The 23,094-nt window shown below is 55.8% G+C and carries 23 protein-coding genes and 1 pseudogene; 5 read left to right on the forward strand and 19 right to left on the reverse strand.

Annotated elements, in window-relative coordinates; translation table 11 throughout:
- The first annotated feature begins 376 nt into the window (after nt 1–376).
- A complete protein-coding gene (locus tag HMPREF0576_RS04935) occupies nt 377–1,612 on the forward strand; it encodes a DUF6688 domain-containing protein (protein ID WP_004010942.1) in 1,236 nt (411 codons plus the stop codon).
- A gap of 253 nt (nt 1,613–1,865) precedes the next feature.
- Here HMPREF0576_RS04935 and HMPREF0576_RS04940 read toward each other — a convergent pair whose 3' ends face one another.
- The 3 genes and pseudogenes from HMPREF0576_RS04940 to HMPREF0576_RS09305 form a co-directional block, all read right to left on the reverse strand.
- The gene (locus HMPREF0576_RS04940; RefSeq protein ID WP_004010943.1) at nt 1,866–2,906 is read right to left on the reverse strand and encodes a trypsin-like serine protease; all 1,041 of its coding nucleotides are present in this window, start codon (nt 2,904–2,906) and stop codon (nt 1,866–1,868) included.
- Nucleotides 2,907–2,908: 2 nt separating this feature from the next.
- Nucleotides 2,909–3,865 carry a DUF418 domain-containing protein gene (locus HMPREF0576_RS04945; protein WP_004009283.1) on the reverse strand — a complete coding sequence of 319 codons (957 nt, stop codon included), beginning with the start codon at nt 3,863–3,865 and terminating at the stop codon, nt 2,909–2,911.
- 80 nt (nt 3,866–3,945) lie between these two features.
- Nucleotides 3,946–5,169: pseudogene (locus HMPREF0576_RS09305) on the reverse strand (IS3 family transposase).
- 71 nt (nt 5,170–5,240) lie between these two features.
- Here HMPREF0576_RS09305 and HMPREF0576_RS09650 point away from each other — a divergent pair.
- Together HMPREF0576_RS09650 and HMPREF0576_RS09310 are read left to right on the forward strand one after the other, a co-directional pair.
- Nucleotides 5,241–5,432: an IS3 family transposase gene (locus HMPREF0576_RS09650; RefSeq protein WP_004010946.1), complete on the forward strand. Its 192-nt coding sequence runs from the start codon at nt 5,241–5,243 to the stop codon at nt 5,430–5,432.
- A gap of 39 nt (nt 5,433–5,471) precedes the next feature.
- Nucleotides 5,472–5,645 (forward strand): IS3 family transposase, encoded by a 174-nt coding sequence (locus tag HMPREF0576_RS09310; RefSeq protein WP_004010947.1) that lies wholly within the window; start codon nt 5,472–5,474, stop codon nt 5,643–5,645.
- Nucleotides 5,646–5,907: 262 nt separating this feature from the next.
- Here HMPREF0576_RS09310 and HMPREF0576_RS04960 read toward each other — a convergent pair whose 3' ends face one another.
- Nucleotides 5,908–7,131: an MFS transporter gene (locus tag HMPREF0576_RS04960; RefSeq protein WP_004010948.1), complete on the reverse strand. Its 1,224-nt coding sequence runs from the start codon at nt 7,129–7,131 to the stop codon at nt 5,908–5,910.
- Nucleotides 7,132–7,224: 93 nt separating this feature from the next.
- Here HMPREF0576_RS04960 and HMPREF0576_RS04965 point away from each other — a divergent pair, with 93 nt between their 5' ends.
- On the forward strand, nt 7,225–7,926 hold the full coding sequence (locus HMPREF0576_RS04965) for a TetR/AcrR family transcriptional regulator (protein ID WP_004010949.1): 702 nt from the start codon (nt 7,225–7,227) through the stop codon (nt 7,924–7,926).
- 204 nt (nt 7,927–8,130) lie between these two features.
- On the opposite strand, the gene HMPREF0576_RS04975 is transcribed toward HMPREF0576_RS04965, so the two are convergent.
- Nucleotides 8,131–8,775, reverse strand: a complete 645-nt coding sequence (locus tag HMPREF0576_RS04975) for an alpha/beta fold hydrolase (RefSeq protein ID WP_004010950.1) — start codon at nt 8,773–8,775, stop codon at nt 8,131–8,133.
- Nucleotides 8,772–8,957 (reverse strand): hypothetical protein, encoded by a 186-nt coding sequence (locus HMPREF0576_RS04980; RefSeq protein WP_004010951.1) that lies wholly within the window; start codon nt 8,955–8,957, stop codon nt 8,772–8,774. The genes HMPREF0576_RS04975 and HMPREF0576_RS04980 overlap by 4 nt, the downstream gene beginning before the upstream one ends.
- Before the next feature lie 239 nt (nt 8,958–9,196).
- Here HMPREF0576_RS04980 and HMPREF0576_RS04985 point away from each other — a divergent pair, with 239 nt between their 5' ends.
- Complete coding sequence (locus HMPREF0576_RS04985; RefSeq protein WP_004010952.1) at nt 9,197–9,469, forward strand: hypothetical protein; 273 nt, start codon at nt 9,197–9,199, stop codon at nt 9,467–9,469.
- Here HMPREF0576_RS04985 and HMPREF0576_RS04990 read toward each other — a convergent pair.
- From HMPREF0576_RS04990 to HMPREF0576_RS05055, 13 genes are all read right to left on the reverse strand, one after another.
- Nucleotides 9,459–10,094 carry a histidine phosphatase family protein gene (locus HMPREF0576_RS04990; protein ID WP_004010953.1) on the reverse strand — a complete coding sequence of 212 codons (636 nt, stop codon included), beginning with the start codon at nt 10,092–10,094 and terminating at the stop codon, nt 9,459–9,461. The genes HMPREF0576_RS04985 and HMPREF0576_RS04990 overlap by 11 nt on opposite strands.
- A gap of 48 nt (nt 10,095–10,142) precedes the next feature.
- Nucleotides 10,143–10,604, reverse strand: a complete 462-nt coding sequence (gene rsfS, locus HMPREF0576_RS04995; protein ID WP_004010954.1) for a ribosome silencing factor — start codon at nt 10,602–10,604, stop codon at nt 10,143–10,145.
- On the reverse strand, nt 10,601–13,003 hold the full coding sequence (locus tag HMPREF0576_RS09545; RefSeq protein WP_245527340.1) for a hypothetical protein: 2,403 nt from the start codon (nt 13,001–13,003) through the stop codon (nt 10,601–10,603). Before HMPREF0576_RS09545 ends, rsfS begins: the two co-directional genes overlap by 4 nt.
- Complete coding sequence (nadD, locus tag HMPREF0576_RS05010) at nt 13,000–13,746, reverse strand: nicotinate-nucleotide adenylyltransferase (RefSeq protein ID WP_004010958.1); 747 nt, start codon at nt 13,744–13,746, stop codon at nt 13,000–13,002. Before nadD ends, HMPREF0576_RS09545 begins: the two co-directional genes overlap by 4 nt.
- 169 nt (nt 13,747–13,915) lie before the next feature.
- Nucleotides 13,916–15,457, reverse strand: coding sequence for a GTPase ObgE (gene obgE / locus HMPREF0576_RS05015; RefSeq protein WP_004010959.1), 1,542 nt, complete (start codon nt 15,455–15,457; stop codon nt 13,916–13,918).
- A gap of 102 nt (nt 15,458–15,559) precedes the next feature.
- A complete protein-coding gene (rpmA, locus tag HMPREF0576_RS05020) occupies nt 15,560–15,820 on the reverse strand; it encodes a 50S ribosomal protein L27 (RefSeq protein WP_004007117.1) in 261 nt (86 codons plus the stop codon).
- 11 nt (nt 15,821–15,831) lie between these two features.
- Nucleotides 15,832–16,140 (reverse strand): 50S ribosomal protein L21, encoded by a 309-nt coding sequence (gene rplU / locus HMPREF0576_RS05025; protein ID WP_004009268.1) that lies wholly within the window; start codon nt 16,138–16,140, stop codon nt 15,832–15,834.
- Between the two features lie 75 nt (nt 16,141–16,215).
- Nucleotides 16,216–17,643 carry an MATE family efflux transporter gene (locus HMPREF0576_RS05030; protein ID WP_004010960.1) on the reverse strand — a complete coding sequence of 476 codons (1,428 nt, stop codon included), beginning with the start codon at nt 17,641–17,643 and terminating at the stop codon, nt 16,216–16,218.
- Between the two features lie 2 nt (nt 17,644–17,645).
- On the reverse strand, nt 17,646–18,854 hold the full coding sequence (locus tag HMPREF0576_RS05035) for a M50 family metallopeptidase (RefSeq protein WP_004010961.1): 1,209 nt from the start codon (nt 18,852–18,854) through the stop codon (nt 17,646–17,648).
- Between the two features lie 25 nt (nt 18,855–18,879).
- Entirely contained in the window at nt 18,880–20,094 is a 1,215-nt protein-coding gene (dxr, locus tag HMPREF0576_RS05040) for a 1-deoxy-D-xylulose-5-phosphate reductoisomerase (RefSeq protein WP_004010962.1), read from the reverse strand.
- Nucleotides 20,095–20,197: 103 nt separating this feature from the next.
- Nucleotides 20,198–20,782: a DivIVA domain-containing protein gene (locus tag HMPREF0576_RS05045; RefSeq protein WP_004007122.1), complete on the reverse strand. Its 585-nt coding sequence runs from the start codon at nt 20,780–20,782 to the stop codon at nt 20,198–20,200.
- A 38-nt stretch (nt 20,783–20,820) separates the two neighbouring features.
- Complete coding sequence (rlmN, locus tag HMPREF0576_RS05050; protein ID WP_004010963.1) at nt 20,821–21,993, reverse strand: dual-specificity RNA methyltransferase RlmN; 1,173 nt, start codon at nt 21,991–21,993, stop codon at nt 20,821–20,823.
- A gap of 43 nt (nt 21,994–22,036) precedes the next feature.
- Nucleotides 22,037–23,068 (reverse strand): phosphatidate cytidylyltransferase, encoded by a 1,032-nt coding sequence (locus tag HMPREF0576_RS05055; protein WP_004010967.1) that lies wholly within the window; start codon nt 23,066–23,068, stop codon nt 22,037–22,039.
- Nucleotides 23,069–23,094 lie beyond the last annotated feature (26 nt).

The raw sequence follows: 23,094 nt of genomic DNA on the forward strand, positions 1-23,094 counted from the left end.
TCGTCTCGAAGCCGGTCAAACACCAACCCGACAGCACAATCCCTAAACTCCCGCGAATAATTCCTAGGCATAACACAACCCTCACAAAAAACAAAAAACCTAGGAACAAAACCTGGGACACTTCATTCCCCGACCGCATGGAACCCCACCTATAAACCCCCACTTACACAAACAACTTGACAAGCCTACTTATAGTAGTAATCGACAATATTCGCTAACCACGCGCATATACTGGGCGCGACTTCGAGCTATTTGGGGTCGCGCCCGTTACGTGTGCGACATCAACGGAGCTAAGCACTATATGGCCGGTAAAGTCCTGCGCTAGTTCAAGGGTCTAGAAAACGCGTGTATCGTGTTTTGCAGGAGAGGAGGACAAGTGAAGCTGTACCGCTACGCCAGCAAGCACCCCTCTTTTTCGCGAATCGTTTTGGCTCTGTTGATCGGAATCACCGGAGCGATTGCCTACCTCGTATCCCTACCTCCTTCAGGCGCAAGTCAGATTCTCGGGCAGATTCTGGTTGGAGGAGCCCTCGTCGCGCTCGCGGCCGGTTACCCAGTAGCGCTGACTGTCAGCCAAATAATCCGTGCGGCCAAAGCGGGGAGTGGTAAGGACCTGCCGGTTCTCGATGCGGGCCTGGACGTTTGGACCCTGTGCGTCTTAGCGGTTTATGAGTTCGGATACCTAGGGTTCTTCAAAGAGGTTGTGCCTACTGCGGACTGGCACGTTCAGCTGGCAAACTATCAAACTCATGCGCCGATTTACACGCGGGCATGGCCACACGTGCTGTTCATCTCGTTACTGTTCGTATTCGGGTTCCTCATTTTGCGCTTCAACGAGGCCAAGCAGTTGCCGCCCCTAGTAGTTGTGATTGCGATTGCGGGGCTCTATTTGGGTGTCGCGTTCGGCCTGGCGTGGACTATTCAGATCACAACCTTTGAAAAGCGCCTAGACGCGCTGTTAGTTCTACCTTTGCTGGCTGTGCTTGCGATTGTGGTGAAAATAGTTGCGATCCAAGTTCGAGCCTACGAAGCTGATGAAGACAGACGAGGCCGCATTGATGGCTCCTCAATATTGAGCAAACTGGATGCAATGGTGGCTGATGCGAAACGCTGGCCCGTTCTGGGGTTTGTAGCGGCGCTCCCGCTACTTGCCGTGCTGGTCGGGATTCTAGCTTTGTTTGGCCAATCGCCGAGCTTAGTGGTGAGGGCGTTTACAGAGACCAGTGATTGGAACCTGTCACAGCAGGTTGCCCCGCAAAACGTGTATTTTGACGAACACTACCTTTGCACCGTGGCGGCTGGCGGACACCGAACGGTGGTAAAGCCGATTCGCATGGGATTGCGTCATGGACGGCCGGTAGTTGTCAATCGCCAGTTGCTTGTGGCAAATGCGTTTGAGCAGATGCTGGAAGAGCGTGTGCCCAGAACCCATCGGGTTATTCGGCGCTTATATGACACGTATGGCTTCCCGATTGCCAAGCTAATCAGATCGCAGTGGGCGGCTGATGCTGTGTGGTTTTTGATGAAACCAGCGGAGTGGTTCTTCCTGGCCGTCCTCTATCTGAATGATCGTCATCCGGAAGATCGCATAGCCCTCCAGTACACGGCCTAACGGAGCCGTACACTTTTAACGCCCGTGTTTCGTGACCCGAGCACGGATTGAGCCAGGTTTCGGTTACTGGCTTTCTATGATCTTCCTGTTGGTTCAGCAGCAATGCTGATCGGTTGTGAACTTCAGTAGGCAAGGGGGTCAGATACGGGTCGCATGACTGTAAAAGAGCTAATGTTTGAAGCCGCCACCCAGTTTTCTGGGAGACGGCTTCAAAGGGTGAAATGCTATTCGCTAGACAGTCCAGTAGGAATCCTTACTGGCGCGCATTGCGGATACGTGAGCCGATTGCTCCCACCGCAAGGCCTACGAGTGCGATCGCAAGGTAACCCCAAATATTATCGCCACTGGTTTGAATGTTCTTTGGCGGTGCAGGAGTGTTTTCTGCAGTTAGAACGCTTTGGGTGTCGCGGCCAGAGATAATGTTGTCAATCCATTCGGCGGTGCCTGCAACTGTGGTGATTGCAGCACTAGGGGAGGGAAGGTCCGGATCCCCATTGGCAGTTCCAGCGGTAGCAAGTCCCGCAAGCTTTCCGTCGACAAAGAACGGGCCACCAGAGTCACCGCCCTGCATGCCAGCTCCAGAAACTGACTGCACATCCAAGATAGAGGTTTCGATCCTAGGCTGTATGGAGTTGTCGGCTGGGACTTCCGACATCCCCTCAGGATTAGACTCGGTTTGGCCAGTTTCTGTCATTCCAGGTTTTGACTGTGGAGCCTGTGGCGGGGCAGTCTCTGTAGACGCATCAGCGCCGGTAGGTGCCTTGGAATCGGAAGGAGTTTCGGGAGCACTCGGCGTGTCAGAACCGGAAGGTGCGCCACCTAGTAGCTCTTTGACAACCATTTTGGCCATTGGTAGCTGTCCAGATCGTGCCATTGACGAGCTGCTACTCCAACCGTAAAGAGTTCCCGTCTGACCTGGGGTTGGAATATCGTGGGAGATTTTTGCGGGGGTTGCGTTAGTCACTTTCTCAGTCAGGTGAAGTAACCCCGCGTCAGATGTGGGCGAAAGAGCCCAGGAATCAGCGTTGTAGACCTTTCCAGCGATGCGTGCCTGGGTGCCTTCATTGTTGACTGACTCTAGACAGTGGCGCGCTGTGAGTACCCACTGGTCGGCAATGAGTGTGCCTGTGCAGTCACCAAAGCTGCCGATTTTGCCCATTTTGAGCGCGGCAACGGAACTGCTTTCCGCATTATCGGGCGCCGGATCTCCATATTCGAGTGCGAGAGCCGGAGTGGCAGTCATTAGCAGGGTGGCGCTGACAATGGCAGCGAACGAAAAATGTGATTTTTTCACGGTTAATTCCCTTTCTTAGAAGGAACAATGACCTTGATCGTGGTGGCAACGAGTTTCTCAGCAGGACCCTGTCCTGCAAACTTCTTCCAGAGGCTGGCTGCGACGAGGAAGAATACGATGAAACCGATTGCTGACAAAGTGGAATGCAACGCGACATTTTGCTGCCAGTAGAAAGCGGTGAGAATGTGCAGAATGTAAATGGTTAGCGACATTGTTCCCATGGCAGCGAAAGGGTAAACCAAGGTTGAAGAGAGATCGCCTATGAGCACACATAGGTGGATCACTACGGCTGCAACGGCAACGGAGAGGATAATCTCTCCGGCAACACCGGTGTGACCGGTAAAGCTGAGCCAGCTGGGAATGTCTGGGTCAAATCGGAAGTAGATGCCGATACCAGCGATGACAACGCTGATAGCGGTTACGATCCAGCTCAGTCGAGTGTTAGGGTTGCTGTTCTCATCGGGGTTGCGATGTAGTCGGCCGCGCAGGTACACATCGAAAAGAAGCATGCCACCGATGAAGTATGCAATCCATGCCAATAGCGGATAAATCTGTGGCAGTTCGATGGGGGCGTAAACGATTGTTGCGGCGATTGTGGCGGCAATAAATAGACCGAGCCTCCACCACGTTCCCAATGCGGGCATCCAGGAAACTAGGATCATTACCAGCCCCATTACGATGAGAACCACTTGGATTTGTCCACCCACGGGCAGTAGTGCCAGGCCGATGAGGATGATTAAAGCGCCTCGGGCTATCAGCCGCAAGAAAGTGGCGCTGGTGTAGTTTCGTCCAATAATCATCATCGTCGCGCCGGCGATGATGGCAAATAATGATGCGGGTAGACCAGAGAGTATTACTTTGGTACTCCAAAGTAGCGAGGCCATGTGGATAACTATCATTCCGATGATCGCGAGTGAACGCGCTACATCAAGCCCCACGATTCGTGAAGGTTTAGACACTCAGTTCCCTCCTTTACTAGTGTACTTTAGCGAACTGTTCTTTGGTTAAACATGAAGCGTACTGGGTTTTGTTCCGCTTCTTATACGGGGGTCAGTTCGCTGACCCGAGCTTGATTATACATATCGATGATGTCGGCTGCAGTGCGGTATCCGAGTGCTTCGTGTAGGCGCTCATTGTTCCACCAGTGAACCCAGTTCAGGGTGGCCCATTCGACCTCGGTGCATGAGCGCTAGGCATGGGAATAGATAAGTTCGGTCTTGTACAAGCCGTTGACTGTCTCGGCCAGGGCGTTATCATAACTATCGCCCACGGTTCCGGTAGAAGACTTGATTCCGTAATCAGCGAGTTTCTCACTGTACTTAATGCTCGTGTATTGCGAACCATGATCGGAATGGTGAACAAGACCAGCGATATCTTTAGCGTTCATGATTGCTTGCTCAAGGGCTTCTAGCGGAAGTTCCTCGGTTTGCATGGTCGACCTGGTAGCCCAACCCACGATTTTCCTGCTATAAACATCAGTCACAAAGACCGTATAGACCAACCCGGACAAGGTAGGCACATAGGTGATGTCCGCAACCCACAGCCGGTTCGGCGCGTTGGAGCTGAACCGGCGTTGAACCAAGTCCGGGCGAGTATCAAGCGTAGGCGATGGTCGGGTAGTGACCGGTTTACGACCGCGACGAACCCCACTAATCCCAGCAACACTCATTAACCGTGCTACCTGGTCACGACCGATATTCCAGCCCTCCCGACGCATCGCGTGCCACAGTTTACGCACCCCGTACACCCGATAATTTTCCTCGAAAACCCGGCGCACCACACCAACCAAAACCTCATCACGCAAGGCTCGGCTACTCAGCGGTCGCTTCTTGACCAGACGATAGCCACGAGAAGTAATAAACCCGCCAACCATGTGCTCGTTCAAGACCCGGCAAATACACTCGACCGAGAAACAATCACGACACTCAATCAACAAACGCAATCATCTCATCCCGGGCTGGTCGAGCTCTTTGGCAAAAAAAGCCGAAGCAAGCTTCAGAATCTCGTTCGTACGTCTGAGTTCTGCGTTTTCTTTACGCAAACGTCGTATCTCGGCAGACTCCTCTCGAGTGACCCCGGATCTCTCGCCCTGATCTATTTCAGCTTGATTCACCCAGCGGCGCAGTGATTCCCGGCTGACACCGAGTTTCAGTCCGATATCGCTGATAACCGCCCATCTCGAAACCCCAGAATCGTCTCGAAGCCGGTCAAACACCAGCCCGACAGCACGATCCCTAAACTCCTGCGAATAATTCCTAGGCATGAAACAATCCTCTCAAAAAACCTAGGAACAACACCTGGGACACTTCATACAGTGTTTATGGGATACCTAAGATGTGGCATGATCTTCGCCGTGAGGGTATCAGTATTGGTCGTGAGCAAACAGCTCGCATAATGCGTCTAGCAGATTCGAGAGGGAAGATGCAGGGCAAATGCCCGATAACTACCCGGAAAGCAAGTAGGGAAGATACCCGTCCTGATTTGGTAAAGCGTGACTTTAGAGCGCCAGCCCCGAATCGTTTGTGAGTAGCAGATATTACCTATGCTCACGCAGTCAAGGGATTTGTGTATGCAGCGTTCGTAACTGACGTGTTTTCCCGCAAGATTGTTTGTTGGGCGCTATCGGATTCGATGCGTACGAAATCCCTACCGTTGCAGGCACTCAATCAGGCGGTCGTATCAGCTAAGGAAACTGCGGGTCTGATACATCTCACTCAGATTATGGATCCCAATACGTAAGTATCGTCTATGCCGACACGCTCAACAAAGTTTTCCGTCTTGCCTATATAGCACCAGGTGTTCTCAATAGCTTCAGGGTCATTACCAAGAAGGACATACACACCATTACAAGCGATTGAGCTGAATGCCCCCGTGTTTGCATGGGGTTTTTGAGACGTTTGAGTTTGTTTGAATCTCGTAGCGACTAGACATCATAGTTCGGCTTAAGTCAACACCGCTTTAGCAGGGATTTTTATGGTTATTGCTTCTAATCATAAAGAGATTATTCGCGGAACTCGGGATGGTAAAAACTCAGCAAAATTGCCGCAGCTATCAGGACTGTGCAACATGTCATTGGTAGCCACGGAGAGAGTCCGTAAAGTGCGGTGGAGGCTATCGGTGCCACTACATAGGCTGCACCATTGTTAGCATTAATCAACCCGACCAGTCCACCTTGTTCTTCGGGCTTCATTTGCAAAGTAGGCGCCGTGTTGTAGCCAGGCATCGCCAGGCCTAGACCAAAGCCTGTCAAGATGCTGGCCACGATGAACAGTCCAAGATTTAGTGGATAAACCAAGAGCAGTAACCCGAGAAGAACGATTATTAATCCTCTTCTAAAGAGTTTTTTAGCACCCCAGTTTAACCTTGGAGCCACCAAGGCCTGCGCCAGTATCATCACCACACCCATTATTGACATGCACAAAGCGGTGAGCCCTGCTGTGGCGCCGGCCGCTAGCTTCAAAACATCCTGCAGTAAAAAGCCGAAAAGTGTAGCCACGGTAGAAAAAGCGGTAAACATTAGGAAACCGCAAGCCAGGAACACGAATACTCTTGAATCAAAATAGGAAACTTTTGCCGGTTGAGCGACTTTTTCTTCGCCACCTGTGGGTTTGAATGTTAGCAGCAAAACGGCAACGCCCAAAAGCATGACCAGAGGCATCACCAGCAAGGGCATCATGAAACCTCCTATAGCTGCAAGGCTGCCACCCAATAAGGCTCCAAGAATAGACGAGAATCCTTGTGCAGCGCCCAAGACTCCCAGACCTTTTACCCGTTGCGTCTCATTGTAGGTATGAGTCACAACGTAGGTTTGCGCGGCTGGGGAAACTGATGCGATGGCACCGCCGTACAGCACTCCCCTAGTTATGACTACTCCTAGAATCAACGCTATGCCGGTGAGCAGACCCTTAAATCCTAGCCACACCACCATAGCGAATCCGCTTAGCGCCAGGATTCCGGCAAGCATGCCAATAAGCAAGATACGCCGAGATCCCCATCGCAATGAGATCCGTCCCCACCTGGTGGAGGTAAGAGAAAACATTATGGCAGCTAACGAAATGGTGGCGCCAATGTGCCATTCCTTCAACCCGATTTCGCGCGATAGCGGAGCCAGAATTGGATTAAGAATCATCTGCCCCATATATGCCAGTAACACCGTCAAAAACAGGGGAAACAGTCCCGTTATTTTTGATTCGACTTTCTCGTTTCGTTCATTAGTGGCGCACATTAAAACATCCTTTCCAAAGTGAGCAGCCAATCAAGCTGAAACAATACTAGAACAATGTTCTAGTATTGTCGAGGTTGAGGGTATGCTGTTTTCGTGGGAAATAAAGACAAACGGGTAAACACGGGTAGACGCGCCTGGCTGACGCAGGAAAAGATTATGTACACCGCAATGGAACTGACCCGAGAGTGCGGTCTAGAAAAATGGTCGATTCGTGACCTTGCGCAGCGTCTGGGAGTAGTTCCCTCTGTCATCTACCACCATTACCAAAACCGTGACGCCATTACTGCTTCTGTAATAGGCGAGATCACTAGCACCATCGAGCTACCGGACGAGCAGCTGGAATGGAAAGATTGGTTCATCTCCCTAGCAGAAAATGTCAGACCCGTCTTTCTTGAATTCCCCGGAGTCACCGACAAACTGATGTATGGACATATGGACGCCGCGTTGATACCAATCTTGGAGGTGGCTTACGAAAAACTACGGGACGCTGGTTTTAGCAAGTACATTCACATCGCATACTCAATTATCATCAACACGATGCTGTGGAGCATTACTGCCCGCAACTTGCGCAGCCCAACCAAGCAGGAACAGCGCCACGACCTAGACCAAATGATTACCCAACTTCAGCCCCTAGCTGCCTGCTCCACAACGCTGGCTGACATCATCCAAGGCTACTTAATTCCGCTAGCCAATCCGAAAAACGAAGACCGCATGAGTCAGGAATACTTTGAAATCATCATAGAAGTCGTACTCGCCGGTTTAGAGATAGCAATCTTGCCTCGCGAAAACGCCTAACGAACCCGTGAACAAGAGAAATCATCAAACAGGACGAATTGTGCACGAGGATGCGGCTCTTGACGTACGTGAAAATTTCGCTGCCATATGTAAAGCATCAGGTTGGCAGCCTGTAGACCCATCTGTTCGGAAGATGATATAAAATCCAAGGGGTCGGAAATAGCTGCCAATTTAGAACTTTGGTACCCGCCGCTGCCATATACTTTATTCTTTTCCATCTGTTTCTTGAGCAGTCCCGGCACGCTGCAGATATTCGGCAAATAGTTGAGGATGCGTAGCATGCCACTGATGCCCCACTCCCGGAACGACTGTGAAGCGAGCCCCAGGAATAAGCCGAGCAATTTTACGCGACGCCGGCAGGTTCGCTTTATCTCTGCTACCGCAAGCCACAGTTACCGGCATCCGCAAAGCTGGCAGCTGCGCAGTGAGATCTAAATATTTCAAGCTATCGAGCACCCCGAAAAGGTCAGCTTTACTCAGCTGCGGTGGACAGACCCACTTCGCGGGCAACAGTCGCATCAGCACGCGCTGCAGGCTCATCAACAGTTTGGGCAGCTTGGCTTGCGGAGCCGAAATAAACAACGAAACGACCTTTTCAGGGTGAGAGATGGCGATTTGTAAAGCTATCACTGCACCTAGTGAGAGCCCGACCAGGTGCACAGGTTCAGTGAGCGTATCAGCAATCTCGTTACTTATTTCCTCTAGTGACCAGTCAGCCATCGGCGATTTTACTTTTAAAACCTCGGGACCTGCGCACTCAGTTTGCGGTAGCCGCTTGGCTATTGGATTCCACACCTCACAGGTCTCACCCAACCCGTGCAAGAACACAACTTTGGGAAAATCACTCATTTACGCACCGCGAGAACCCCTATAACCAGGCTGGTTACCAGGAAACCAGCGACATTTCCGATAGCGGTAACCGGTGAAACCACATGCGTGACACCGAGAACAGCAAAACAGATAGCTGCCAGCAACAGTCCAACTGTTGACAACAGTAGCCAGTGGCGTGTTCGCACGTTTTTCTTTTTCATAAGCGTCCTCCCCCCCGGAAGCGTTTTCACCGATTATCCCATAAGTGGGTGAGAGCTATCCTTTCCCCAGAGCCGGCTAACTATTTTTCGATGTTTCGTCTGGTTCCTGGCGGTATGTCTTTCCCAAGGAGATTAAATACGGTCACATGAACCACATAAACAAGGCTACGCAAAACCGGGGACGCTTCAAGAACGCGGTAAAATAAGGGTGACTACTTTCTATCGGACGGAGGACTAAAATGGATGAGGGCGAAGCGGAAATACGTTTGGTTCTCCAGCACCTGCTTGACCACAAAATAATCAGCGAAAAAGAGTTTACGGGCATGTGTACCGCCATTAAGTATGACGGAACTTTGACTGCTCTGGCTGGTATAAGCGCTGTGGTACAGAATGACCCAAATGGCATTCCCTCAGAACTGCTTGACGAAATCCTCGCCCTCGAACCAGTGTTTGACGAGGATTATTATGAAGAAATGCTAGATGCGCTAGCCGACCGAACGGCTATGCCCTAACCGCGGTGTCCGACACTCCCACGTTATAGGAATCAATCCGCCAGTACGGCTCGCGATGCTCGGACTGAATCACCGCCCAATGGCAGTTATCCAAGCCGTGCAGCCCATACCACTGGGCGGGGTCGTGCCCCAGCAAACTCACGATTCCCTGCGAAGTGGCAGACCCGTGAGAGACAAACAAAATCGTTTCACCATCAGCGATTTTGTCAGCCCAGTCGCGGTAAGCCTGGGACACACGCAGCCCGACCTCGTGACGCAGCTCTACTTTCGTAGCCTCCGGGTCGGGATCGCCAAAATCACGCCACGAGGTGAAGTCGTCAGGCCAGCCTGCCTTAATCTCCGTGGCGTTGAGCCCTTCCCAATCTCCAAAAGACCGTTCCATCAGGCGTTCGTCAATCTCAATGGACAAACCAAGCCGATCTGCCAGTGCGTGAGCGGTGTCGAAGGCACGACCCAAAGGTGAGGAAACCACCCTTGTGAAGGGAAACCGAGCCAACCCGGCTGCGGCTTCTTGAGCCTGTGCAATGCCCGTCTCGTTGAGAGGGATGTCAATCTGTCCCTGAATCCGTTGCAGCTTGTTGTAATCGGTTTGCCCATGCCGCCACATCACCAAAGTTTTCGGCATCGCCCTGTCCTCCTGTTCGGTCGGCGCATAAGTCCCTGACCCACGTGTTTAGGAAAAATCCTCGCCAATGAGGTCCAGCGGCGAGATCGGTTGAGGCATCTGCGGGGTGGCACTGGAAGGTGCCGGACCGTCACTCTGCGTGACCGGCACTTCTGAATCAGGTACCTCAATCAGGGGCGCGTCCGCCCACAAACGTTCCAGCGCATAAAACTGCCGGTCGTCCTCTTGCTGGACATGCACCACCAGCAGCCCGTAATCGAGCAACACCCAATGAGCCTGCTCCAGCCCCTCCCGGCGGAGCAACTTTAAACCAGCTTTCGTCATCGCTTCGTCAACAGCATCAACAATCGCCCGCACCTGACGGTCGCTATTGCCCGTAGCCAACACAAACATGTCGGTCAGCACCAAGCGCTCAGAGACATCCAGAGCGATAACCTCCGTGGCTTTCTTTGATTTTGCGGCTTGACCTGCTGCTATGGCGAGTTCGATGGACTTAACGTCAGCACTCATACAGAAAAAATCCTCATTTCAATGGTGGAATCGGGTAAAGAAGTCTGTCCCGGCGAGACGGCGGGAGGGTCTGGTGCTGTTGCGCTCAGCGTAACTCCCGGTTCTAGCGTTGTTCCCGAAGCAGTTGTAACCGCAGCGTTCTTGTCCAGAGCAAAGATGAGCATGGCGACAACCAGGACGGTCACCAACACGACCAACGCCCAGCGCGCTGCTTGCCCCAGCATCAGCAAAGTTTCGCCCCAACGCCCGGACTTGCGAATTAAACGTTCGGTTAAGGACTCCTCAAACTCGAACTCTTCCCAGTCGATGTTTTCCAGTTCTTCATCGGTGATGTCATCGCCGAGTTCCTTACGCAAAACCTCCACGTCGGCCTCATGGAACTTCTTTTCAGCTTCTTTAAGTTCCTCAAGCTGCCGAGCCTCTGCCTGTTCCAGGCTCTCACGGCGAGCCGAGCGGGTTTCTTGCGGATTCCACAAGTTAGGCATTCCAGGACGAGTAGGCATTCCGGGGCGACCGTAGGGCATGGGTGGCATCCCATAACCGGGCATTCCCGGCATCCCAGGCATACCCGGCATTCCGGGGCGACCGTAAGGCATGGGTGGCATCCCATAACCGGGCATCCCAGGCATACCCGGCATTCCTGGCATACCGGGCATTCCCGGCATCCCAGGGCGACCGTAAGGGTTCGGACGCCCCCACATGCCATAGGGAGAACCCGGCTGTCCCGGCATTTGCCCTGGTTGTCCCGGCTGACCAGGCATTCCGGGGCGGTTCGACATTCCCGGCTGGTTCGGCATTTGTCCCGGTTGGTGTGCCGTTCGCGGATTACCGGACGGACCTGCCGAAGTGTGGACCAGCATCTGTCCGGGTTGCCGTGGTTGATTCGACTGACCAGCTTGACCGGGTACCGGCTTGGCTTGACCGGGCATCCGACCCGGTTGCGACGATTGATTCGGCTGACCGGGCTGTTTAGGTTGGCTGAGTTGATTCGGCTGCCCCTGATTTGGCTGACCCGGCTGGGTGGGCTGCCCTGGCTGAACAGGTTGTTTAGGTTGACTGGGCTGATTCGACTGCCCCGGCAGGGAGGGCTGCTCCGGCTGCACCGGTTTACCTGGCAGAGTGGTCGGCACCGGTTGACCCGGCATTTGCCCCGGCTGACCAGGCTGGCTAGGACGCCCTGTCTGACCAGTTTGACCGGGCACCGGCTTGGCTTGACCGGGCATCCGACCCGGTTGCGGCGATTGATTTGGATGACCAGTTTGACCGAGCGCCTGTTTAGGCTGCTGTCTCAGCTGGGCAGGCTGACCTGGCTGAACAGATTGTTTAGGTTGACTGGGCTGATTCTGCTGTCCCTGATTAGGCTGAACCGATTGGGCGGGCTGCCCTGACTTCCCGGGCTGCCCTGGCTGCACCGGTTTACCTGGCTGAGTGGTCGGCACCGGTCGACCCGGCATTTGCCCTGGCTGACCCGGCTGGCTAGGACGCCCTGGATGCCCAGTTTGACCGGGCACCGACCTAGCTTGACCGGGCGCCTGCCTGGGCATTTGTTTGGGTTGCCCTGGCTGAGCCGGCTTACCCGGCTGGTGAGTCTGTCCCGGTTGCTTCGGTTGCCCTGCCGACAGGGGCGGACGGGCTGCAGAGCCCGGTGTCATTCCCGGAACCGCAGGGTTAACTCGCTGCTGTCCAGCCAGCCCCGACTGCGCGGGAGCTGCCTGCGGAGAAGTCGGCTGCTGACGCGGTGTGGAACCCAGCTGACCGGCGCGTGGCACCGGAGGATTCGACCGTGTACCAGGCGTCGTGGCTGGTGCTGCTGCTGGAGATGGCACCCCACCAGGTCCTGGAGTCCGCGGACGTTGCGGAGTCGCACCACTTCCAGAAGCCCCTGGCTGGTGCGGGGTGGAACTGGTCGGAGCGGACGAGGGCGGACGGGACGGGCTGCTCGGAACGGGAGGGTTCGCACCTGTCTTGGGCAGCTTCGCAGAACCTGTCGAGTTCGGTGCCACCGTGGGAATCATACCCGTGGTAGAAGGGGGCACCGGAGTCCCCGGAGTAGGCAACTGACGAACCGGGGTGTCCGCAGGACGATTTCCCACAGGAACCGCCGGCTTTTCCGGCACCACTGGAGTCGTGCCATGCACGAGTGGGCGCTTCACTCCAGCGACTTGTGGTCCCGCAGCACTCACTGCTTGGGCTTTACCAACGACCGGAATCATGCCGGTCAACGCACCGTCCTTGTCAACAGCACGCACAGCTTGGGCAGTGTTGGGGACTTGCAGAGCAGGACCGGTCGGACCGGCACCGGGCAGCACTTGTCCAGGCCTAGGAGCACTGGCTCCCAAGCCTGGAAGATTAATCGACTGCACCGGCACGGGGCGCGGTCTTGGCTTGCCCTCGCTCACATTCCCCCTCTCGACAAGGTCATTACGGATTCCTCTGGTGAAGCTGCATCATTGACAGCCACCGCCGTCAAAGCCGCCTTGGGGACAGCGTAAGACGCATCCCCCGAATCTGACTGCAGTCGCGCATCATCAGCATAGAGTCCGTATTTAGCAATATATTGAACGACACCGTCGGGCACTAAGTACCACACCGGTTGGTGCGATTTTACCCGATTCCGACAGTCGGTTGAGCTGATTGCCATGGCAGGAACCTCAACCAGAGAGACATGCTGTGCCGGAAGGTTGACCGGGTTAAAGGAATGCCCCGGTCGAGTAACCCCTATGAAATGCGCCAGCTCGAAAAGCTGGTCGATATCTTTCCAGCGCATGATGTCAGAAATGGCGTCAGCCCCGGTGATAAAGAATAGTTCCACGTCACCTAAAGCGGATTTCAAGTCGGTCAACGTGTCAATCGTATAGGTCGTGGTAGCTCGGTCTATATCCACACGAGACACCGAAAATCGCGGGTTAGAAGCGGTCGCAATCACTGCCATCAGGTAGCGATGCTCCGCTTCCGTGACTGGGCATCCCAGCTTAAATGGCTGTCTAAAAGTGGGCACAAAAATGACCTCATCCAGACCGAAAACCGCCTGAACCTCGGAAGCTGCCACCAGGTGACCGTGGTGAATCGGGTCAAAAGTGCCACCCATCACCCCAATACGACGCCGACGCTGGTTTAACTTGACCGAATTCTCGGAATCCAACGCCCAAACGCATCTGTGCGTGCGAGACTCCATGACGGCCTTTCTTGATCATTTGGTGCTCCAAAATGAGCGCAAAACTTCCTTTATGAAATTATACCCGTCCAGACCTGAGTGGTTCCTGAAAATGGCAAGGAAATCTGTAACCGGGACTGACACGTGCATTCTGCGCTTAGTCAGTCTCCCCAGGATCATTCCACAGACCCGATTCACGTTCGGCGTCCAATTCCTCACGAGCACGTTTCTTGGCGTCCATCCAAGCGTGATAGTCGATACGACGCTGCTGGTTGGTGCGGCGAGTGTTTTCGTAGAGTCGCGAGTCCGTGCCGCGCGCGCCCAGCAGCTCAGCCCCGGCTTGCAGAGTCGGCTCCCAGTCAAAGACCACACCTGTATCGAGGTCCCCGATGACGACGGTGTCTCCCGCTTGTGCTCCGGCTTTCAGCAGGTCGTCCTCGACTCCCAAGTTTGCCAGGCGGTCAGCCAGGTAGCCTACTGCTTCATCATTGGTGAAGTCGGTTTGTTTGACCCAGCGTTCCACCTGTTCGCCACGGACCGAGAATCCCGGCGTGCCCTCAATAGTGGTTGTCTCAATAGTGTAGGTCTTGGCGGGGCGAGCCGATTTCGGCTGCGGACGCAGCACGGGGCGCTCGGGGTCATTCTCTGGCAAGTGGGAACGGTATTCCTGGACCATTTCAGCCAGCCCAAAAGCGAGTTCTTTCAAGCCTTCGTGAGTGGTCGCCGAAACCTCAAAGACCGGCCAGCCAAGTTTCGCAAGCTCCGTTTCCATCAGGGCTGCCATATCTCGCCCGTCCGGGACATCGATTTTGTTGAGGATAATGGCGCGTTGGCGCTCCATCAGGGGTGGTAGGAAGTCTCTGCCGGGTCGATACCGGTCCAGGGAACTGGCGTAATGCGCCAGTTCGCGCTCCAAAGTCTTAATGTCTGCCAGCGGTTCACGTTCCGGATCCCACGCCGCCAAGTCCACCACGTGCGCAATCACGCAGCAACGTTCGATGTGACGCAAGAAATCCAGTCCCAGTCCCTTGCCTTGGGCAGCACCGGGAATCAATCCGGGCACGTCCGCCACGGTGTAGCGTGCCGCCGGATTATCCACCACTGCCAGGTTCGGCACCAGGGTCGTGAAAGGATAATCCGCAATCTTGGGACGCGCCGCGCTCATAGCAGCGATGAGGGAAGATTTTCCCGCCGAAGGGTATCCCACCAGCGCCACGTCTGCCATCGACTTGAGTTCCAGGATGACGGTGCGTTCTTCACCGGGTTCCCCCAACAGGGCAAAGCCCGGCGCCTTGCGTTTCGCGGATGCCAGACCGTAGTTGCCCATGCCCCCGACCCCGCCACGAGCGATGACCAGTTGCGCCTCCGGGGAGTCTAAATCTGCCAAAAACTCGCCATCCTCGCTGGTGACGACCGTGCCTTGGGGAACGTCCAAGAACAAATCCTCACCGCGACGTCCATCACGGTAATCGCCCATCCCCGCTTGACCATTCTCTGCTTTCACGTGCGGGCGATGATGGAAAGGCAGCAGGGTCGTCTCTTGCGGGTTGACACGCAAAATGACGGATCCTCCGTGACCGCCAGCCCCGCCATCCGGTCCCGCCAACGGCTTGTACTTTTCGCGACGAATGGACGCGCAGCCGTTGCCACCAGTTCCGGCTTGGGCAAAAATTTTTACGTAGTCCACAAAGCTGACCATTTGGGCTGCTGACCTCCTCCGGCTCTCTCAGAGAGCCATCGTTACGTTAAACAGCAAGAGGGCTCGAACGAGCCCCCTCACAACAGTAGTCACTACCAACATTTAGGCGTTGGCAACTTCCTTAATGCTCACGATGCGGCGATCGCGATGACGACCGAACTCCACTTCGCCGGTCTTAAGGGCGAACAGTGTGTCGTCCTTGCCGATGCCCACGTTGAAGCCGGGGTGGTAGTGGGTGCCGCGCTGGCGTACCAAAATTTCACCAGCGTTGACCAGCTGACCGCCGAAACGCTTGACGCCTAGGCGCTGTGCGTTCGAATCGCGACCGTTGTGGGAGGAACCGAGACCTTTCTTATGTGCCATTGTTACGCCCCTTACTTAATGGAAGTTATCTTAATGCGGGTCAACGGCTGACGGTGACCTTGACGCTTCCGATAACCAGTCTTGTTCTTAAACTTGACAATGGAAATCTTGGGACCCTTGGCAGCACCCAACACTTCTGCGCTGACCTTTACCTTAGCCACGTCGGCAGCCTGGGACGTCACTTTGGCGCCGTCAACCAACAGAATCGCAGGCAGCTCAATCGTCTCTCCCACTGCCTTATCTACCTTTTCTACCAGCAGCTCTTCACCGACAGAGACTTTCTCCTGTCGACCGCCGGCCTTAACGATTGCATATACCACGTCGAAACTCGCTTTTCTGAATGTATTTCGTTCAATTGTGCCCTCACTATGCGCAAGAAGCACCGAAGTTCTAAATTAGCGGATTTCACCTGGTTTTGCAAAATCGAGTTTCATCCACTGGTCTTGGCGGATGCGCCAACCCAAGGTTGCCATTCTTGCCAGGAAAAACACCCCGCAATAACATCCCCACAGCCACGCCAATCCCAGGATTCCGTCAGGTGCGAAACGCCACACCAACACCAGAGCCGGGATATAGACGACCAGGTTAATCAGACCCGCGAGAGCCAGGTACCACGTGTCGTTAGCACCAATCAAGACCCCGTCGAACACAAAAACTACCCCCGCGAGCGGCTGGAAGAACGCCGATACTAGCAGCGCCAGTGCGGCGGCAGCCAGAACCTCGGAGTCGTTAGAAAAGACCCGCGGCCAGAGCGGAGCCAGAACCGCAATAATCACCCCCAGCACGACACCCAAACCTAATCCCCACAGTGTCACCCGGTGAATCAGGTCGCGCACTGCCCGGCGGTCGGCACGCCCCAGCTCGAAACCAATCAGTGCCTGCACTGCGATAGCCAGCGAATCATGCAGGTTCGCCCCCAAACTCCAGGTGTTCGCGGCAATCTGACGCCCGGCAATGGCAACTTCCCCTTGAGACGCCGCCACCCACAGGGTGCCGAGAACAACAATCTGTATGGTGAGGGTGCGAATCATCAGGGGCACGCCCCCGGTCAGAGCCGCGAAGATTGCTCGGAACTCGGGATGCAGCGCGACTTTGGCGCGCCGGGCTCCGACCATAATTTTCAGCGCAAATGCCACCCCCATGCCGATACCGGCGAGAGAAGTGCCGATTCCTGCCCCGGTGACACCCAGCTTGAAACCGTAGATAAACGTGGCGTTGAAAGCCACATTAGCGATAGCCCCGCTCACGGAAATCACCAGGGGAATCTTGGCGTCCAGCATCCCGCGCATCGCGCCGGTTCCTGCCAGTACCAGCATCATTCCCAGCATCGAGGGAGCCGCCGCGCGCAGATACGCCGCTCCCTGGATATTAACCGGCTCGGCAGCTCCAAATAACGAAACAATCGGCAACGCCCCGACCCACAGGACTGCTGCCAACACCGCTCCCACCAGCAGCCCCAACCAGGCACCATCCACCCCGGTCTTGACCGCGCCACGGCGATTCCCTGCACCCAGCTGACGGGACGCCACCGCGGTCGTGGTATAGACCAAGAAAATACAAATCCCTACCAAAAACACGTTGACCGACGAGCCGAGGGTCAATCCTGCCAGCTCAGTGGTACCCACGTGCCCAATCATGGCAGAATCCGCCATCACCATGAGTGGTTCAGCCAGCAGCGATCCCAAGGAGGGCACAGCGAGGGACAAAATCCGGCGGTTCAGGGGCTGGTTCTCCGCTTCAGCGGTCGCATTCTCCGATTCAACAGCTTGGTTTTCCGGTTCAGCAGGTTCGTTCGCGGACGGCACGGTGTCCCCCGGTTTCATGTTCACAGTACCGGTTTCAAAATATCGGCAACAATCAGCAACACCGTCATCGCGATGAAAGCGATAACCACCGTAGCGGTCACGGGCAGCATTGCTGCCAAATCGACCGGACCGCCATCATCCAGACCCCGCGCCCGGCGCACCCGCTTGCGGATTCCTTCATAAATCGCACCCACGGCTTGCCCGCCATCGAGGGGCATCAGCGGAATCAGGTTGAACATGAACAGGGTCATGTTCAACGAGCCGAACAACAGCAGGAAAGACCGCAACTTTTCCAGGAAACCGTAGCCGACAGAATCACTGGCAGCGATAGAACCCGCGACCTGCCCCATGCCGACGATTCCCATCAGCGAGTTCGGGTCGCGTGGCTGATTCGGTTGAAACAGCCCGATAGTGGTCTGCCACAGTTTCACGGGCAGCGCCAGCAGGATTTTCGCGGTGCCTTTCCCGGTCTCCCACTGGTAGTTAGCGACTTCTCCCCAGGTGGCATAGTGGCGTTCGGTGGCAGCAATGACACCGATGACGGCACGTTTTTGCCCGTCCATAGCTTTGGGAGTCACCTGGATAGTCTGGGTTTTGCCGTCACGCCGAACCGTGAGAGTGGCAGGTTTCCCCGGCTGACTCACCGCTACTTGGCTGATAACTTCGTCCCAGGTCTTTGCAGGTTTACCGTTCCATCCCGTGATAATGTCTCCGGGCATCACCCCCGCCGCGGCAGCGGGAGAATTCGGAGAAACCGTGGCAACTTCGCGAGTGGGCAGCTCATAGCCAATTGCGCTTAACGCCACCAGCACGCACAGGAAACTCAACGCCAAATTCACCAAAGTGCCGCTGACCATCACAATCAGACGCTGCCAGATGGGCTTGGCATAAAACGCCCGGTGTTCCTGACCGGGAGGGATTTCTTCGTTCGAGGCGAGACGGGCTTCTTCCGCCGCGGTCAATTCACCTTTGCGGTTTATCGTGCGCCGCCCCGGATGCCCCGGCGCGTACATCCCCACCATTTTCACGTAGCCACCCAGCAGCACCCACTTCATTCCGACTTCGGTTTCACCGATTTGGCGCGAAAGTATCTTTGGTCCGAACCCTATGAAATACTGGGTACACAGGATGTCGAAACGTTTTGCGGGAATCAGGTGACCCAGCTCGTGCAGGGCAATAGACACCAGCAAACCCAGCACGAGGGCAATGATTCCAGTTAAATAATCCATAGCAGTGACGGTTCCCGTAGCGTGTCTAGCGGTTCTCGATGAGCGCAACGGCTCGCTGTTTGGCCCAATCCAAGATGTGCTCCAACGCGGACAGGTCCGGGTCGGACACTCCGTGGTGTTCGCTCACGACCTGCTGCACCACGTCATAGATGCCCAGGAAAGGCAGACGTCCGTCCAAGAAAGCATTAACGGCAATTTCATCCGCACTAGCCAGGACCGCGGGGTGGGTATCAGAAGCAGAGATAGCGTATCGAGCCAAGCTGACCGCCGGGAAAATTGATTCGTTGAGAGGCTCGAACTGCCAGGTAGCGGCACTGCTCCAGTCACAAGCGGGGGCTACCTCACGCAGCCGGGCGGGTGCGGACAGACCCAGGGCAATCGGAATACGCATATCGGGCGGGGAGGCCTGGAGCAGGGTCGCGCCGTCCCGGAACTGTACCATAGAATGCACAATCGATCCGGGATGTACCACGACGTCGATGTCTTTCGGTTCAATGTCGAACAGCAGCGAAGCCTCGATAACTTCCAGCCCCTTGTTAAACATGGTGGCTGAATTGACGGTCACCAGCGGACCCATGTCCCAAGTCGGATGGTTCAGGGCTTGCTCTACCGTAACGTGTTCCAGTTCCGCGCGGGTTTTCGACCGGAACGGACCGCCACTGGCAGTCAAGATGAGCCGTTCCACTTCGCTGTAGCCGGTGACGGTTGGCGAGCACAAGCCGCGTTCGTGCTTGCCGGAGCGGAGTGCTTGCCAAATCGCGCTGTGTTCGGAATCAACCGGCACGATTTGCCCCGGTCGCCGCAAAGCGTCCCGCACCAGGGAACCGCCAATGACCAGGGATTCTTTGTTTGCCAACGCCAACCGTGCCCCGGAATCTAACGCCCGCAGGGTCGCGTGCAAACCGGAAATCCCTGCGATGGCGTTCAACACGATGCCCTGAGGCACAAATCCAGCCGCCGCTTCGACCCCAGCAGGACCGGTCAGCAGGTTATGGCTGGCACGAGACTTGCCCAGCTGGATTTCTGCCTCCCGGATTGCCTCATCCAGCTCCCCCACGGAGCCGTTCGCGACTGCCACCATGGGGACTTCAAATTCGACGGCTTGACGCGCCAACACATCCAGATGCCGCCCGGAGGCAGCCAAACCTTGCACCCGAAAATGTCCGGGATGAGCGCGAACGATGTCCAGAGCCTGAGTTCCGATTGAGCCGGTAGAACCCAAAATTACGATGTCTTGCACCAGTTCATTCTAACGGCAAGTTTAGTTTTCGCTCATTTATAGCGACCCGGAACCCCGCCAGGGGACGGACGAAGCCGCCCCAACGCCCTCGTGAAAGGCAAAATCACTCGACTGCCAGCAACACTTCCACCGCGCGAGCCAGGTACGCGTCAACGGGACCTTCCAGGTATGCCCTGGTTCCTTTCGCCTCCGCAAACACCGAGTCCCGGATTTCTTTGCTGGTCAGAGGCTTATTTTCATCGAAATATGCGACCAGGCGATCCAGCAGCGCGTCCACGTCCTCAATGCGGTAGCCGCGCTGGCGACCCTGGGGATGAGCAAAACGTTTCCCCACCGGACGCAACAGTCGCGGATAGAGGGTCGTGGCCTGTTCCGCCACCAACGACATCCACGCCTTTTGCCCGTTCACCGCAATATGGTCAGCCCGCGCCCGCGCCACAAAGGCAGATTCCAGCCGGTCCATCGCCGCGTCTACTTCGACAAAGTTGTATCCCCCGCGCACCACGTTGAATCCCTGGGCGCGCACCTGTGCCGCCCCGAAATTTGCTGGTCCACCATTGCCTTCGTATGCCGAACGTGCCTTCGCCAAGAACTTGTCGACCTGGTTGCGGTCGTAACCCTTGCCGAGGAGTTTAGCGGTGCGAAACGTCGTGTCGCTCACGTTCCGGCCCTTTCTTTGTCTCTCCATGCTCTCAACAGTCTGTCCACGCGCTTTCGGAGTGTTCCCTAGGCTGCGGGAGACTGCTTCGCTTTCGCCGCGAGCTGCCCGCAAGCTCCGTCAATATCCGAGCCACGGGTATCTCGTAGCGTAGTGCTGATTCCAGCTTGCCGTAAAATCTCCATGAATTCGTCCATGACACGCGGCAGAGACGCATCCCAGATGCTCCCAGGGGTGGGATTGAGCGGAATCGGGTTCACATGCGCCCAGGTTTTACCCCGTTCATTGAGTTTATCCGCTAGTAGCTGCGCTCGCCACGGGTGGTCGTTCATGTCCCTAATCAGGGCATATTCAATAGAAACACGTCGACCGGTGGCTTGAAAATACGCATAAGCGGTGTCCAACAGTTCGTCGACTTGGTAGCGCCGGTTCATGGGTATCAGTTCGTTACGCAGCTCATCATCGGGGGCGTGCAGGGATACCGCCAAAGTGACCGGCAGCCCTTCCTGAGTCAGCTTGCGTATTCCGGGCACCAAACCGACGGTGGAAACGACCAGGTTACGCGCCGAGATGCCAAAGCCTTGCGGGACTTCCGCAGTGAGGGTCCGAATCGTGTGCAGCAGGGATTTGTAGTTGGCGAGCGGCTCGCCCATCCCCATAAACACCAGGTTAGACAGCCGGGCGGGGCTGCCAAGTTCCCCGTCTTGGGCTGCCCTAGCTGCGAGCCGGACTTGTTCCAAGATTTCTGCCGCCGACAGGTTTCGGGTCAAACCCAGTTGACCGGTCGCACAAAATGGACAGCCCATACCGCAACCGACCTGAGAGGATACGCACAAGGTGACGCGCTTCGGGTAGCGCATCAGGACGGATTCCACTTGGGCGCCGTCGAACAGCCGCCACAGGGTCTTGCGGGTCCATCCCTTATCCGCGACCTGAGTCACGACCGGGGTAATGAGCTCGGGCAACAGGTCCCGAGCGCGTTCCCGATCAGCGGGACCGAGGTCTGTCATTTGGGCGGGGTCAGCTTCAAAACGTCCAAAATAGTGGCGCGCCACCTGGTCGGCACGAAACGGGCGCATTCCTGCCGCGACTACCGCTTCACGACGCTGCTGAGGATCAAAGTCCGCGAAATGCTGCGGGGCGCGACCACGAGCATGAGCTCGAAAGCTGAGTTCTGCCGTAGCTCCCGCGTGCGTAGCCCCGACCGGAGGTTGGTGGTGGGGCAGAACCTGTCTTTCCATAAGTCTAAGTTTAACGGTTTTTCCGAGAACGTCCGGGTGGGGTTTAGGACAGCACCGGACCTTGTTGGGAAAAAATGGCGAATTTCAACACGATATACGCCACCGGCGCTGCCATCAGGATGGAATCCATCCGATCCAGCAGACCGCCGTGCCCCGGCAAGAGGTGACCCATATCTTTAATGCCCAGTTCCCGCTTCATCAGTGACTCACTCAAGTCCCCGATAGTCCCCACCACAGCCATCAAAACGCCCAAGATAATCCCGTAAAACCACGGAATCCCCATCCAGAACGTGCCCGCTACGGACACGGTGACAGCAAATAAGACCGAACCGGCAAACCCTTCCCACGTCTTGCGCGGAGAAATAGACGGTGACATATGGTGACGTCCCAGGAAACGCCCACATAAATAGCCGCCGGTGTCTGAACCTAAAGTGACGGACAGGACAAACACCGCCGTCGCGGGAGCCCCGCACTCCACCGCCAGCAAAGCCAGGAAGGACCCCAGGAAAGGAATATACGCCACGGTCAGAGTACTGAGAGTAACGTTCTTGAGGGCATCTTCACCGCGGTAGGGACCCGCTAACTGCCACAGCAGGGCAGCCGCCATCGTCAGTAGAGTCGCGGTCAGCATGGCTTCCAGACCGACTTGCCAGGCGCAGATATAAATACCAATCCCGCCGATGACGACGATGGGCATCCCCAAATGCCGGTCGGTAAACCGGATGGCGTGGCGAAACTCAATCAGACATGCCACAATCGTCACCACGCACAAGGCTGCGAACAGCGGTTTCACCAGGAACAGGGTCAGTCCGTAAGCCGCCAGCAGACCCGCCCCCACCCCGGTGGCAGCCGCGAGATTACGGCCACCCTTCCGAGATTTGCTTCGCGAAGACGTCACCGGTTGGGGCTTCACTTTTAGAGAGGGAATACCCCAACCCAGTTTACGGCGTTGCGTTGCCGCGCGATTTTCGCGGCGACTGGGTCGGGTCACCGGATGCACCCCAGTTTCCGGGGTCGCCGGCGACACCGATGCTTCGGAAAATCGCGGCGGCTGGAAATTTTCGGTATCAACCATGCTCTTGCAGCCCCAGGTAATGACGA

Source organism: Mobiluncus holmesii ATCC 35242, from assembly GCF_000185445.1.
GTDB lineage: Bacteria > Actinomycetota > Actinomycetes > Actinomycetales > Actinomycetaceae > Mobiluncus > Mobiluncus curtisii.

Bases quoted from the DNA above. Each gene is read 5' to 3' on its own strand.
- HMPREF0576_RS09650 (WP_004010946.1), top strand. From the start codon at position 5,241: ATGTGGCATGATCTTCGCCGTGAGGGTATCAGTATTGGTCGTGAGCAA.
- HMPREF0576_RS04960 (WP_004010948.1), bottom strand. From the start codon at position 7,131: ATGTGCGCCACTAATGAACGAAACGAGAAAGTCGAATCAAAAATAACG.
- HMPREF0576_RS04975 (WP_004010950.1), bottom strand. From the start codon at position 8,775: ATGAGTGATTTTCCCAAAGTTGTGTTCTTGCACGGGTTGGGTGAGACC.
- HMPREF0576_RS04980 (WP_004010951.1), bottom strand. From the start codon at position 8,957: ATGAAAAAGAAAAACGTGCGAACACGCCACTGGCTACTGTTGTCAACA.
- HMPREF0576_RS04985 (WP_004010952.1), top strand. From the start codon at position 9,197: ATGGATGAGGGCGAAGCGGAAATACGTTTGGTTCTCCAGCACCTGCTT.
- HMPREF0576_RS04990 (WP_004010953.1), bottom strand. From the start codon at position 10,094: ATGCCGAAAACTTTGGTGATGTGGCGGCATGGGCAAACCGATTACAAC.
- rsfS (WP_004010954.1), bottom strand. From the start codon at position 10,604: ATGAGTGCTGACGTTAAGTCCATCGAACTCGCCATAGCAGCAGGTCAA.
- obgE (WP_004010959.1), bottom strand. From the start codon at position 15,457: ATGGTCAGCTTTGTGGACTACGTAAAAATTTTTGCCCAAGCCGGAACT.
- rpmA (WP_004007117.1), bottom strand. From the start codon at position 15,820: ATGGCACATAAGAAAGGTCTCGGTTCCTCCCACAACGGTCGCGATTCG.
- HMPREF0576_RS05030 (WP_004010960.1), bottom strand. From the start codon at position 17,643: ATGAAACCGGGGGACACCGTGCCGTCCGCGAACGAACCTGCTGAACCG.
- HMPREF0576_RS05035 (WP_004010961.1), bottom strand. From the start codon at position 18,854: ATGGATTATTTAACTGGAATCATTGCCCTCGTGCTGGGTTTGCTGGTG.
- HMPREF0576_RS05045 (WP_004007122.1), bottom strand. From the start codon at position 20,782: ATGGAGAGACAAAGAAAGGGCCGGAACGTGAGCGACACGACGTTTCGC.
- rlmN (WP_004010963.1), bottom strand. From the start codon at position 21,993: ATGGAAAGACAGGTTCTGCCCCACCACCAACCTCCGGTCGGGGCTACG.
- HMPREF0576_RS05055 (WP_004010967.1), bottom strand. From the start codon at position 23,068: ATGGTTGATACCGAAAATTTCCAGCCGCCGCGATTTTCCGAAGCATCG.